The 14,394-nt window shown below is 56.5% G+C and carries 10 protein-coding genes; 9 read left to right on the top strand and 1 reads right to left on the bottom strand.

The genetic code is table 11. The features are described 5' to 3' along the window. The first annotated feature begins 19 nt into the window (after positions 1 to 19). The 9 genes from QEH53_RS09680 to QEH53_RS09640 all read left to right on the top strand — a co-directional run bounded on the left by QEH53_RS09680 (position 20) and on the right by QEH53_RS09640 (position 13,757). Complete coding sequence (locus tag QEH53_RS09680) at positions 20 to 1,480, top strand: GldG family protein (RefSeq protein WP_309022978.1); 1,461 nt, start codon at positions 20 to 22, stop codon at positions 1,478 to 1,480. 51 nt (positions 1,481 to 1,531) lie between these two features. Next, positions 1,532 to 3,505, top strand: coding sequence for a DUF4340 domain-containing protein (locus tag QEH53_RS09675; RefSeq protein ID WP_309022977.1), 1,974 nt, complete (start codon positions 1,532 to 1,534; stop codon positions 3,503 to 3,505). Positions 3,506 to 3,511: 6 nt separating this feature from the next. Then, positions 3,512 to 6,295, top strand: coding sequence for an AsmA-like C-terminal region-containing protein (locus tag QEH53_RS09670; protein ID WP_309022976.1), 2,784 nt, complete (start codon positions 3,512 to 3,514; stop codon positions 6,293 to 6,295). A 523-nt stretch (positions 6,296 to 6,818) separates the two neighbouring features. Continuing rightward, on the top strand, positions 6,819 to 7,904 hold the full coding sequence (locus QEH53_RS09665; protein ID WP_309022975.1) for a ribonucleotide-diphosphate reductase subunit beta: 1,086 nt from the start codon (positions 6,819 to 6,821) through the stop codon (positions 7,902 to 7,904). Positions 7,905 to 8,124: 220 nt separating this feature from the next. Next, a complete protein-coding gene (locus QEH53_RS09660; protein ID WP_309022974.1) occupies positions 8,125 to 11,313 on the top strand; it encodes a ribonucleoside-diphosphate reductase subunit alpha in 3,189 nt (1,062 codons plus the stop codon). Between the two features lie 137 nt (positions 11,314 to 11,450). Beyond that, entirely contained in the window at positions 11,451 to 11,693 is a 243-nt protein-coding gene (locus QEH53_RS09655) for a DUF4160 domain-containing protein (protein WP_309022973.1), read from the top strand. Next, the gene (locus QEH53_RS09650) at positions 11,668 to 11,943 is read left to right on the top strand and encodes a DUF2442 domain-containing protein (RefSeq protein ID WP_309022972.1); all 276 of its coding nucleotides are present in this window, start codon (positions 11,668 to 11,670) and stop codon (positions 11,941 to 11,943) included. The genes QEH53_RS09655 and QEH53_RS09650 overlap by 26 nt, the downstream gene beginning before the upstream one ends. Positions 11,944 to 12,326: 383 nt before the next feature. Next, a complete protein-coding gene (locus QEH53_RS09645; protein ID WP_309022971.1) occupies positions 12,327 to 12,923 on the top strand; it encodes a TetR/AcrR family transcriptional regulator in 597 nt (198 codons plus the stop codon). A 63-nt stretch (positions 12,924 to 12,986) separates the two neighbouring features. Then, positions 12,987 to 13,757: an MBL fold metallo-hydrolase gene (locus QEH53_RS09640; protein WP_309022970.1), complete on the top strand. Its 771-nt coding sequence runs from the start codon at positions 12,987 to 12,989 to the stop codon at positions 13,755 to 13,757. Positions 13,758 to 14,127: 370 nt separating this feature from the next. On the opposite strand, the gene QEH53_RS09635 is transcribed toward QEH53_RS09640, so the two are convergent. Then, positions 14,128 to 14,319: a hypothetical protein gene (locus QEH53_RS09635; RefSeq protein ID WP_309022969.1), complete on the bottom strand. Its 192-nt coding sequence runs from the start codon at positions 14,317 to 14,319 to the stop codon at positions 14,128 to 14,130. Positions 14,320 to 14,394: the final 75 nt, after the last annotated feature.

Genomic DNA, 14,394 nt, shown 5'->3' with positions numbered 1-14,394 from the left:
CCTGGAACCAAAAAAACCAGTGCCCGAATCCTACCAGACCAACCGCTTTACAGATCGCTTCCAAGCGCTCCTGCAAATCGTACTCGTTTTCCTGATACTCATCGCGGTCAACTATATCGGTATGCGCACCTACCAGCGCTATGACATGACCGAGGGAAATATCTACTCCCTCTCGCCCGAGACCAAAGCCTACCTCGCCCAGCTCCAACAGCCTATCGAAGCCATCGTAACAATCTCGGAAAACACCGACGAACCTGGCCTCACGGACATATTGAAAGACGTCAAGCTCCTCCTTCGAGAGTATGAGTACGCCACCCGCGACCAGGGCAAAAACCGCGTCACCGTCGAATACCTAAACGTCTATTCCCAAACTAGCAGAGCCCGCTCCCTCGGCATCGAATCCCCCAACGTCATCGTATTCAAATCCGGCACCCGCCAACGCCAAGTCCGCATCGACGAACTCTATAAGATCCAAGATTCCGAGCTCCGCGAGTTCCTCGGGGAAAACGTATTCACTCGATCGATACTTGAAATCGTCGAAACGTCTGAACCCGTCCTCTACTTCACCACTGGTCACGGCGAGTTTTCGGCAAGCGACGTAACGGCATCCACTGGAGCATCCGCCCTCTTTAACGAGCTCAAATCACGCAGCTTCACCACACGCTCCATCGACCTCAGCACCGCCGAGCAAATCCCCGAGGACGCCTCCCTCATCGTCATCGCCGCTCCGAAGACCCGCCTTCTCCCCCAGGAACGGCTCCTTCTAGAGACGTATCTCAATAAGCGAGCAGGGCGCGTGATCGTCCTCCTGGAGCCTCGACGCGAACACGGATTGGACGACCTCTTCTACGAATGGGGCATACTCGCCGAAGACACTCTCGTCATCGAACGCGACCCCAACTTCGTCATCAACGGGGGCGACCTGATGATCCGTCGCTTCTCCGAGCACCCCCTAACCCTTTCCCTCTTCCAGCAGGGAATCTCGATCATCACCGACCGAGCCTCCTCTGTTCGCGAAGATCCTGGCCGGCCAATAGATGACTCACTCGTCGTCACCGAACTGCTCTTCACCTCCGACCAAAGTTGGGCAGATCGACAATATCGAAAAGAGACCCGCCCCACCTATACGCCCAACCTAGACATCCCAGGCCCCATCCGAGTCGGCACCATCTCCGAGCGCCAAGTCGACTCTACTTTGGGCATTTCCCTTCCGGGAGGTAAGCTAACGGTCATCGGCACATCCAACTTCATATCCAACCAACGGATACAAGCCTCAGGCAATCTTTACCTGATCCTCAATGCTATCAACTATTCTGTCGACCGCTACTCGCGACTTAACATACCGCCACGCCCGATCAAAAAAGTGAAGCTGGACCTCAGCATCGAGCAGCTCCACCTCGCCCGCTACCTCATCTGGTTCGCTCCTCCAGCCGTACTCGGCCTGCTCGGCCTGCTCGTCTACATCTCACGCAGAAACTAGCTCAACGACTTTTCCGGCACCCGGAGACCGGTACCCAGAACCCACTTTAGCATGCGCCTAAAAATCACGCTTACATTGCTCGCCGTTCTACTCGGCTTGCTAACCTACATTTTCTACATCGATAATCGCACAGAGATTGGCGACTACCCTACCATACGCTCAAGCGTACTCGGCGACCTCGCCGTCGGCATCGATTACCTGAGTATCCAAAACAACGTTACCGGCCAGGATATCACTCTTACTCAAACGAACAATCGCTGGATGATTCAAGAGCCTTACCTCTGGCCTGCTAACGAATTCGCGGTTCAACGTATCCTCACTGAGCTACGCTTCCTCGAGCGCATCTCCAGCTTCGAAACAAACATCGTATCCAATTCCGGCGTATCCCTTCCTGACTACGGACTAAAACCCTCCCAGTTCGCCATCAGGATCGGACGCGGAGAAAAACGCTCCACCCTCCACGTTGGCAAACCCACTGAAATCGGAAACAACCTCTACATCCTTTCGACCGACCAAAGTTACGTGCACGTGGTCAACCGCAGCTTGCTAGACGCAATCTCCGTCAACCTCGATAGCCTTCGTTCCTCCCGCCTCTTCGATATCGCCGTATTCGAGGCAACCTCTTGGAACATCCAAGTACGCGAAGACGGACGAAACCTAAGAGCATGGTTTGCGCGCAACGGCGATAACTGGGTATTCGAAACTCCCATACGGGCGCGAGCGGACTCCGAAGCAGTCAACGTCCTTCTCAACCGATGCCTCAGCCTTGAGGCCGACTCCATTATCGCATCCAACCCCACTGACCTATCACCCTACGGCCTGCAAAACCCTCTATACCGCATCGCGATCGAATCCGACCAAGATCGCGAGGTCCTCGAAATCGGTGAGAAGATTTCCGCTGACTCCGAATTCCGATACGCCAAACGCGAAAGTCGCCCCACCGTGTTTCAGCTGCATATCGAGTTTCTCGACCTCCTCGCCAAGTCACAGACCATGCTTCGCGAGCGGCGTATTTTCGAAGTCGACGTGACTGCCGCCACCACCGTAACCATCGAACGACGCGACGAGCAGCCACTCACCCTGCAAAAGCTTGAGGACGGTAACTGGGAGCTCGTGGTTCGCGACCAAAGCCAAGGTATCCAAACAATGGATGGCGATCCCGAAGCAATTTCCGAAATCCTCAAGTGGCTCGACGAACTCAAAGCGGTGCCCGACGACGGATTCGTTAACGACGCCCCTTCCGCCCCTGACCTCGAATCCTATGGACTCGAAGTCCCTGAGTACTCGATCACGATCACATCCAATCGTATCCACGGAGAGGAACTAGCCCTCCCCGAGCTGCGCACCGAGACCCTCCTCATCGGAGACCGGAAACCGAGCGACCGAAACGAGAGCTTCATCAAGATCGCAAACCGAGACTTCGTGTATTCGAGCTACAACGACATCTTTTCCCAGATCGACAACGAACCGCTGCGCTACAAAAATCGCAATATAATCTCTCTCCCCAGAACCTCCAGCATACGAAAGATCTCCATCGAACGCCTTTCCGATAGAAGCATCATTGCCGAGGAAACGATCTCTCTCGCCGCCGAGAACAAATCCCCCGCGGCCCAGCTCGCGAAAGTCGTATCCAACCTCGCGGTACAAAGCTTCAACCCAGAAGGCTTCACCCGCACCGTAGACATCGCAGGACGCGACAAACCTTGGGCTTACAAGCTCATCGCTACTGTCGGATCCGCCGACACCCAAAACGCCATCACCCAACAGATTGAAATCTTCGTTTCCGAAATCACCGGCGGTCCTCTTCTATGGGGAGGAATTTCCCAAACAAACCAAGGTTTCCGCTTCGGAATCGATTTCATAGACAGCTTCACCGAAATCGTTTTCGACCGCGTCGCCCGAGAAGCCCCAGAAGAACCTTTCAGCAGCACCCCCTTACCGGAGGAAGAATCGACTCGCCCTAACTCTGGCGAAAACCAATTTGAAGCGGCCAATCCTCCTCAGCCAGACGAAACCATTCAATAGGGCTACATGAGCAAACCGCGCAAAGGCCCGTTCCGCTTCGCTTGGAGAAGTGCCTGCCAATCGTGCAAGGCTCTCTTCCAGTGGTGCTACTCGGTTCTCGTGCTCTTGCTCGTCACCGCCACTGTCTTCGCCGCCTATGTCGCCACCCTTGACGACATTCCCGTACCCAATTTCATAATACGCGAATTACAAAGCCAGATCCGCAAAAAAGGGGTCGATCTGCGAATGGAGGGAGTCCGATTCCAACCAAACGGACGCATCATTTTCGAAAAGCCCGAACTCTACTCCCCTGAGCTGGGCTCAACCGTCGTTGCCGCGAGCTCAGCCGTCGCCAAAATCAAGCTCAGCCACCTCGCCTTCGGAAGCATTTCCGTGGACGAACTGCGACTCTCGTCCGGACGTTTCGTCATCCCGGCCATGCTCACACCATCGGGCGAGCCGACCACCGCCATCCGTTCCATAAACTTCGAAGCCACTCGCCGGGGCCAACGCTGGAACATCGACTACGCTAACTGCGTTATCGGCGACCTCAAGCTCGCCCTCTCCGGACAATTAGACGACTCCCTTATCCAGCTCCCAAAAACCAAGCCGGACGCCCCAAAACCTGCCATAAGCCAAGCTATCCTAAAGATAGCTCCTAAGGTGGCTCAGGTTCAAAAAGAGCTCAAACGACTCGACTCCCCTTTCTGCACAATCGAGCTCAGCGTCCTAGACAAACAGCAATCCGCTGAGATCCACATCGGAACCAAACAACTGAGAGTCTCTCCCGACATAAACATCCACAATATCGTGGTCCGCGCCCAATATACCGTCGACTCCCAACTCTCCGCAAAAGTCTACGCCCATCGGGCCGAGCTCCCTCGAAACTCCAAAGCTCAAAACGTACACCTCCACGCAAACTGGCCTACGAACACGCCGCCCAAACAGCTCCAACCGAGCAGTATCCACTTTTCCGCCACAAAGTTAACTCACCGCGGCATCACCCTCCCTTCCCTGTACGCCGAGGTCGAACCGGGAACCGAAACCCATAGAGCTAACCTTCAATTCTCTTTCCCGGATCGCCCCATCGTCGCCCAAGTCGCCTACGACATCGCTACGAAAACCAGCTCGGTCGACCTCACCGCCCAACTCGATTCCGCGACCCTCGCCATGCTCAACCCCATCGCGCAAGAGCTCGCCCAGCAGGACGTTACCGAACTCGCTAACCTCGAGAGAGCGATCGACCTGCACGCCGTCGCTGAGCTCGACGAAGCCTACAAGCCAAGCCATGTCGAAGCCCATGCGTTCGCCGGCCCCACTTCCGTCCTCGGAGCAAGCATCGACTACGCCTCCGCCCACGCCACGGTCGAAGGTCCACAAATTGACATCCACAGCATCCGCCTTCGCTCGGGAGAACAACAAGGCGTCATAAAGATTGGATACAACCTCGATACCCTTCTGCGCCGCATCCTCGTCGAAGGATCATTCGACCCCACCATGATCAATGGATGGTTCAAGCCCTGGTGGACCGCCATGTGGGATGGCATGACCTTTCCCGAAGAAGGCATGCTCACCTACCTCGACTCCCAAGCCATCTTCAAGCGCCCGGACACCGTCTTCGTCACCGGCATCGCCCACGTACGCGACCTCGACTTGCGTGGCATACCAGTCGAGGAATTGAGGACACGCATTTTCTCACTCTTCCACTATGTCGACCTCTATGAACTCGAGCTAGACGCAGCTGACGGACAGCTGGCGATCGGAGAAATCCAGTTCCACATGGACCGCGACATCCGAGACGAAAAGGACAAGCTCACCGGTATTTGGATAGAAGCGCTCTCCACTCTCGATGTGAAAAACGCTCCGAACATCCTTTGGGAAATCGCCGAGGAGTCGGCCAAGATTCTGGAACCCTACTGTTACGAACTGCCGCCCTTCATCTCGGCCCGCTCCTCCTCCGTCCGCCACCAGGACAAATACCTCAATGACATCGACCTCCAGCTCGAAACCGAAACCGGCTTCACTTTCTACGGATTCCCCTTCGACTCCCTCGACGCCTTCGTACACATCGACGACGACGTCATCGACATCCCCCGGGCCGAAGCCTACCTAGGCGGCGGAAAAGTCAACGCTACGGCCTTCATCATCGGCGACGGGCTCGAAGTCGAAGCCCAGCTCGATCAAGTCGGGTTTGGCCAAGCCCTCAACGCCACCAATACCTATTTTGCTCAAGACGGCAGCGAGACCGCGGAAGGCATGGACCCAGAGCGACTGCTCAGCTTTGGCGGCCAAATCGACGCCCAATTCGTCGGCGAAGGCCTTCTCGGCGATCCCGTTTCCTTCTTGGGCGGGGGAGACTTTTCCATCGCGGAAGCCGACTTCGGTTCCTTCCGCCTCTTCGGTCTTCTCTCCAGTGCCATAAACGCCCTCAACCTTCCCATCCTCAAGCACCTCACCACACTTGAGTTCTCCCGAGCGAAATCTCCCTACCAAGTCGAACGCGACATCGTAAGATTCACCGACGGCGAGATCGACGGCCCCGGCGCCAGCATCAAAACCAAGGGCACCTATAATATAGAGACAGACGTCCTCGACTTCACCGCCCGCCTCTTCCCCCTTCGCAACAACAAGGTCCCCGTCATCACTCCCCTCCTAAACCTTCCCCTAGACCTCTTTTCCAACATCTTCGAAATTTCCGTCGGTGGCACCTTCGGCGACCCCAAGCTCAGCCTCTTCAACTCCAACACCAAGGAGAGGATCGAAGCTGATCCCACCACCCCCAGCCGCGACCACCGCCCCGCAAGACGGTAGCATCCCCGGAGGAACGGGTTCCACCCCGTCCGCTCCAACCCGATCCCAACCGCCCAAATCCACGGCAGAGGTGAAAATCGGCCCTTCAGAATCGTCCGCATCCCGCCGAGCCCCTTCGGGTTGATTCAAAGCATCATAAATCCCTAAATCCGTGGGGTGAAGCTTGTAAAAAACACCCTTAAAAAACCAGTAAACTGCGGGTTACAAAACGGCGCCGGACCTAAGTTACTGATCTTTAAATTCTTATTCGCAAATTGACCCCGACGCGACGATTCCAGACCGTAAATCAAGTCCAAAAAAAAATTATTCACACGTTGACGATGACGAAAAGCTCCCAATATCTTGTGGTTCTTTCATGAGGGACCACAGTATATTGTGGTTAATACGAAGTGGATAACTCAGAATAACTCCCGCTCGTCAGAGCGTCGGGGCTATGTTCTCTTTCCCACCCTCCCCATTTCGAAGACTCCCAAAACTCATCTAAACATAGCCAAAACTGTCTCTACACAGCTCGATTCAAACCATGCAAAAAACCTACACCGTCGGCAACCGCTCCTTCGTCCTCGACCAGACCAAGGCGGAAGAAGCCTTCAAGGCCAAGAAGATCATCAATGGCCGCGAGACCATGACCTTCAACCTGCTCCCGCTCAAATACAATTGGGCCTACGAGTTGTACAAGACCATGAAGGCAAACCACTGGGAACCGGAAGATATCATCATGAACAAGGATATCGAACAGTGGAAGGACGACGGGCAAGTTTCTGAGGTCGAGCGCTGGATCATCATGATGGGCGTCGGTTACTTCTCCGCCGCCGAAGGCATCGTAGGTGACAACATCTTGCACGTCATCCGCCACCTCGTCACCGCTCCCGAGCTCAAGCTCGTGCTCGGCCGCCACGCCCACGAGGAAAATGTGCACGCCGACTCCCTTCTCTACATGATCTCTTCCCTCGGCATCAACCCGCACGAGTGCGAGGCCATGTTCGAAGACATCGAGACCATCGTCGCCAAGAACGAGTTCGTCACTCGCCACTCCCACGCCCTGCGCCGCGACATCGACCTCACCGTCACCGAAAACAAGCAGAAGTTCGCCAAAAACGTCTTCCTCTTCGGCCAGTGCATGGAAGGCACCCAGTTCTACGGCATGTTCGGCATGATCCTCTCCCTCTACCGCCAGAACAAGTTCCGCGGCATCGGCGAGATGTTCCGCTACACCCTGCGCGACGAGTCCAACCACATCGAGCTCCTCCGCAACCTCTTCATGGACCTCGTCGAGGAAAACTCCGACATCTGGACCGAAGACTTCCGCGAAGACCTCCGCCAGACCATGTCGGAAGGCGTCACCCTCGAGAAGAACTTCATCGAAGACTGCCTCCCCGTCGACTCCATCGGCTTGGTCAAAAAAGACTTCCTCCAATACATCGATTTCATCGCCGACCGTCGCCTCGAAGGCTGCGGCCTCAAGCCTCTCAATCCCGGTATCACCAACCCGCTCCCCTGGCTGGCCGAGATGATGGACATCAAGAAGGAGCAAAACTTCTTCGAGGGCCGCGTCACCGAGTACCAAAAGGCCTCCTCCCTCGAAAACGACTCCGACGACGATCTGTAGAAATCAACAGGAGGGACCGGCACACTCGGTCCACCCTTTCCATAATCCAAGGGCCCGATCAGGGCCCTTTTCCCACTTTTTCGACTCAGCTCATTCGAGCCAATTCGTGAAATTCGTGGGCAAAAACACATAGCCACACCCCACCCCTCTTCTTTCAACCCTTTCGTGCCCTTCGTGGGCAATTAACTCTTCGTTCATTCACCACTCGCGCTGCCACAACATGATAAATCCAAATCTCCAAGAAGACCTAGCACTCAAACGCCTCGTAACCGCCTCCCGTGAGAAATCACACGGCTTCGACTGGCGCGCCGGCCTCGCCGACCAAGACACCCAACGCGCCGCCATCAACGTCGTCACCCACGAAGGCGAAGCCACCTTCGACCTCTCCGAGATCGCCGACACCATTGGCAACGCCCTTGCCAACGTCCTTCTCTCCAAGAACGAGACCAACGTCTTCAACGACGAAAACCGCGATTGGGTCTGCTCCGTCGCCCGCCAAGTCTGCGACAAGCTCGAATCAAAGTCCCCTGAAACACTCGAGTCTCGCGTCGGTCTGAGCGAACTTTACGACCTCATCGAGAACACGCTCGTAGACAACAACGCCTACGACGTCGCCAAATCGATGCTCATCAACCGTCAGCGCAAACTCGTCGCCGACAAAACCGTAGGACTCAAACACGTGCGCCTCATCCGCCGCGACCGCAAAGTCGTCCCCTGGAAGCAAGAGAAGATCGAAATCGCCGTTCGCCGCGCCTTCCTCTCCCTCGAGCTCAACTCCGACCCCGCCGTACTCGTCGCCGAGGCCGTCACCGAGCGCGTGCAAGCCTCCGCCCACGCCTTCGTCGAGATCGAAGAAGTTCAGGACGTCGTCCAGGAAGAGCTCATGCGCCAAGGCCACTTCAAGGTAGCCGCCCACTACGTGCTCTACCGCGAAGAGCGCCGCCAAATGCGCGAGCAAGAAGCCCTCCAGCTCGCCAACGCCACCGAGCAAGACTCCATGGTCGTGGTCAAGAAAGCCGACGGCTCCACCTATTTCTGGGACGGCATCGACCTCAAAAAGCGCATCGAGTTCGCATCCATCGGCCTCGACCTCTGCCTCGAGCCCGAAGAAATCGAGTCAGAGCTCCGCCGTGCCGTCTTCGACGAGATCTCCGAAGCCGACCTCGAGAAGACCATCACGCTCAACGCCCGTACCCTCATCGAGCAAGACGCCGACTTCGCCAAGTTCGCCGCTCGCATCAAGCTCTCCTACATGTACGAGGAGACCCTCGGATGGGACATCGTCCGCGACGGCATCGAGAAGATCAAAGCCTTCCACCAAAAGAAGTTTAAGGAATACGTCCGCCACGGCATCCTCATCGGTCGACTCAACCCCAAGCTCAAAGAGTACGACATCGCCAAGCTCGCCCGCACCCTCGACCCCTCCGCCGACCTCGAGTTCGACTACCTCGGCATCCAGACCCTCTACGATCGCTACCTCATCGTAGACAAGACCCAGAAGCAGCAGCGCCGCATCGAGACCCCGCAGTTCTTCTGGATGCGCGTCGCCATGGGCCTCTTCCACGCCGAGGAAAACGCGGACGACAAGGCCAAGGCCCTCTACCGTCTCTACAAGAGCCGCCGCTTCTGCAGCTCCACTCCCACCCTCTTCAACTCCGGCACCTGCCATAGCCAGCTCTCCAGCTGCTACCTCTACTACGTCGAAGACTCCATCGAAGGCATCATGCAGCGCGGCATCGCCGACAACGCCTACCTCTCCAAGTGGGCAGGCGGCCTCGGCGGCTCCTGGACCGCCGTGCGCGGCACCGGCTCCTACATCGGCGGCACCAACGGCGAGTCCCAAGGCATCATCCCCTTCCTCAAGCTACACAACGACCAGCTCATCGCCGTCAACCAAGGCGGCAAGCGCCGCGGCTCCGGCTGCGCGTATCTCGAAACTTGGCACAACGACCTCTACGACTTCCTTGAGCTGCGCAAGAACACCGGTGACGACCGCCGCCGTTGCCACGACATGAACACAGCCAACTGGATCCCCGACCTCTTCATGAAGCGCATGGAGTCCCGCCAGTCCTGGTCCTTCTTCCGCTCCTCCGAAGCCCCCGAGCTGCACGACCTCTACGGCACCGCCTTCGAAAAGAAGTATCTCGAGTACGAAGCCAAAGCTGCCAAGGGCGAGATCTGGACCAAGGAAGTCCCCGCCATCGAAGTCTGGAAGCGCATGCTCTCTATGATCTTCGAAACCGGCCACCCCTGGATCACCTTCAAGGACCCCTGCAACGTGCGCTCCCCGCAAGACCATTGCGGAGTCATCCACTCCTCGAACCTCTGCACCGAGATCACCCTCAACACCTCCCAGGAAGAAACCGCAGTCTGCAACCTCGGATCCATCGTGCTCGACCAGCACCTAGACAAGGACGGCAAGATCGACCACAAGAAGCTTCGCGAGACCGTCCAGACCGCCATCCGCGCTCTCGACAACGTCATCGACATCAACTTCTACCCCACCGAAGCAGCCCGCATCTCCAACTCCCGCCACCGCCCCATCGGCCTCGGCATCATGGGACTGCAGAACTGCCTCTACCAACGCGACACCCCCTTCGCCTCCCAAGAAGCCGTCGAGTTCAACGACGAGATCATGGAAGCCGTGGCCTACTACGCCATCGAAGCCTCTAGCGACCTCGCAGCCGAACGCGGCACCTACCAGAGCTACAAAGGCTCCAAGTGGGATCGCGGCCTCCTCCCGCAAGACACCCTCGACCTGCTCGAAGAAGAACGCGGCACCGAAGTCGAAGTCCCCCGCGGCGGCAAGATGGACTGGACCCCTGTTCGCGAAAAGGTCGCCAAGCACGGCATGCGCAACTCCAACGTCATGGCCATCGCTCCCACCGCCACCATCTCGAACATCACCGGCACCAGCCCCTGTATCGAGCCCGGCTACAAGAACCTCTTCGTCAAGAGCAACCTCTCCGGCGAGTTCATCATCCTCAACCAGCACCTCGTCCGCGACCTTAAGGAACGCGGCCTCTGGAATCGCCAGATGCTCGACGACCTCAAGTACTTCGACGGCGAGGTCGACGAGATCGAAGCCATCCCCGACGACCTCAAAGCCAAGTACAAGACCGCCTTCGCCATCGACTACAGCTGGTTAGTGCTGGCCGCAGCCCGCCGTCAAAAGTGGATCGACCAAAGCCAAAGCGTGAACCTCTTCATCGCCAGCCCCGACATGAAGACCCTGTCCCACATGTACCGCGCCGCCTGGCGCCACGGCCTCAAGACAACTTATTACCTCCGCAGCCTCGGCGCCTCGACCATCGAGAAAGCCACCGTCGGAGCCAAAAAGGAAGTCCGCGGCATCGTCGGCGGCAAAGCCGGCCCCGCCGAACCTGAAATCTGCGAGTCGTGCCAATAAGGTAGCGGCCGCTGTCCCAGCGGCCACCAACTGACCCATTCCCAAGCCCCGCTTCCAACGAAGCGGGGCTTTTTTATTGTGGGAGCGTGCTTGTCACGCGATTCTTTCCAACTCCCAACTCTTCCCTCCCCCTCAAAATGCCCACCGTCATCCGCATCGGCCCCTATCGCTTCCACTTCTACTCGAACGAAGGCGACGAACCACCTCACATTCATATCCGCAGTAGCGACGGCGAATGCAAATTTTGGCTCTCACCCATCGGCCTTGCCAGCAATCGTGGTATCCCCGCCAACAAACTCAACGAGATCGAGCGGCTTGTCTTCGAACACCAAATACTACTAACTGAAAAGTACCATGAGCACCGCGACCAACAAAATTGAGTTAGAGCCCACAGCCATCCGAGCCTGGACGGAGGCCCGTACAGTCTTCCTTGAACTCACAGATGGCCGCATATTCGGATTTCCAGCCGACCGCTTCCGACGTCTAAAATCCGCGTCAGAAGAAGCGCTCAAAGCAGTCGAAATCCAAGTTAACGGCTACGCCCTCCGCTGGGAAAACCTAGACGAAGACATCACCGTTCCCGGAGTCGTCGCCGGCCACTTCGAGCTGCCACCGCAAAGTACCGAATAAAGGCGGCAAAACGGATAAACAGAATAACTAAGACCAAACACAAACCAACACTCACGGTAGGGCTAGTCTGTTACCAAGCCGCCCTACGGGGACTGGTTTGATCCGAGGACATAGGTTACAAGTATTCTAAGGACATGGGCTACACTCCAACATGGCATTTAGGCTATGGAAAGAGACCGACCCTATGACCGAGAGAGAACGACTTGCCGCACTGGCCCTCTACCCTATCATGAACGGAGGGTACCGAGCGCCGGGTGGGAAAAAGAGGTCAGATTGTGCTTATTTCTCTCTGTCGTTTTCTGGACCTAACGGTCTGTTTTCCTTGCGTTCCTCTCTTATCCCGCTTTTACGCTACTCCCACCAAGCGGGAACGAGACGATTTCATGGCAAGAAAACAGGAATTCAACACCGACGAGGCTCTGCATCACGCCCTCGGAGCCTTCTGGAACAAGGGCTACGAAGCAACCTCTCTGGCCGATCTCCTACAGGCAACGGGGCTGAGCAAAAGCAGCCTCTACAACGTCTTCGGATGCAAGCGTGAACTCTTTCTGTCAGCTTTCGACGCCTACCGAAAAGAGCGCGGCAGCGATATGATCGAGATGCTTTCGAGCGGAACGGCACGCGAGGGTATCGAACGTTTCTTTCGAAAGATCGTCATGGATGCTGCTTCCCCTGATTTCCACCGCGGCTGCATGAGCATCAACCAAGCTGTGGAAATGGCTCCGCGCGATCCGGAAGTCCGCGACCGCGTGACGCAAGACTTTCAAGCTATCGAGGACCTGTTAACTGGCGCCATCGACCGAGCCCAAACCGATGGATCCATCAGCAGTCGGCGCACGGCACGAGATCTCGCGAAGCTTCTCGTCCTCTCCTTTCCGGGCCTGCAGGTCATGACCCGCGCCGGCGTCAGCAAGAATCGACTCGATTCGTTTCTCGATACGCTCCTCTCCATCCTCGACCAGGATGCACCCGCCCGTTAAGCAGTGCTTTTTTTCGCCTTTTCTGGACCTTTCGGTCCCCTAAATCCAACAACCCGATCCATTATGAAAATACAACAAATCCGAAACGCGACGTTGCTTGTCGAATACGCAGGCAAACGCTTCTTGATCGATCCCTTATTCGCTGAAAAAGGCGCCTATCCGGGCTTCGAGGGAACGGCCAACAACCACCTTTCCAATCCGTTGGTTGAACTTCCCGTGACCATCGAGGATTTGAATGACGTGGAGGCTGTCATCGTGACCCACCTCCACCCCGACCACTGGGACGAGGCCGCCAAACGTCGCCTAGCTAAGGACCTTCCCATATACGCCCAGAACGAAGAGGACGCGAACAGCATCCAATCCGACGGTTTTACCAACGTCAAAGCGCTCGACGATAAAACAAGCATCGGAGAAATAGAGCTTCACAAAACGCCCGGGCAGCACGGAAGCGACATTGCGTATCAACATATTGGAAACCTGCTAGGCAAGGTCTGCGGCGTCGTATTCACACATTCGAGCGAGAAAACGCTCTACCTCACGGGCGACACCATTTGGAACGAATACGTTGCCGACAACCTAAAACGATTCGATCCAGACGTGGTCGTGCTCGCGGCTGGCGATGCCCAAATACCAGACCTAGGATCGATCATCATGAACAAAAATGATATTCAGACAGTTCACAAAGCGGCACCAAGAGCGACCCTCGTCGCCAGCCACATGGAAGCCGTCAACCATTGCCTGCTGTCACGCAGCGAGCTGCGTGACTTTGCCGACGCCTCAGGCTTCGGTTCTCAAATCAAAATCCCCCAGGACGGCGAATCCGTCCATTTCTAGATTAAGATTATATAGTGCGTTTTCCGTTATAAAAGAGGGGGGTAAAACGGGGCCAGTCCGTGCTTACTGACATCTGGCGGCACTCCACCGTGGTGCCGCGACCTGCCCCGCCCCCAAGATTCGAGTACCCAGGAGCGATGTACCACATCATCAATCGCGGGTACCGAGCGCAGCGACATCCGCCACTACCGCAGCTTGGCATGCAAGGACGCAGGAGCGAAGAAGTCATTCGAGAAGGCCCTGTGTTATCCTTGTTCCACCGCGTAGTTGTGTCGCGGTAAACCGCTCGGTACGATGCGTGCGAGGAACATTGCTGGTTCCTGCACGCCTACTGCAAGCGGATGGACTCCACGTTCCCCGGCGATCGAGACTAACGCGTTTGAGACACGTCCGGAAGCAGTTTCTCGATCGAGTCGGTTTCGATCCCTAGATACGCCACCGCCGCCTCAAGCGTGCTAAAAACACGAAATGTACCGCCGCGTTCGACATACCCTTTTAATATAAGCGAGAAGGCAGTCAGCATAGGATCTTTGGTAACGACAGCCCAGCGAGTTTTGCTCATTTCTTCCGACTCTTCGATCCTCTTTGCGAAAGCTTTGAATCGCGTGCTGTCTATATCAGAATCCGCCTCTCGCAT

This window comes from Pelagicoccus sp. SDUM812002, assembly GCF_031127835.1.
In the GTDB taxonomy this organism is placed as follows: Bacteria; Verrucomicrobiota; Verrucomicrobiia; order Opitutales; family Opitutaceae; genus Pelagicoccus.
This window is presented reverse-complemented; position numbering and strand designations above follow the sequence as displayed.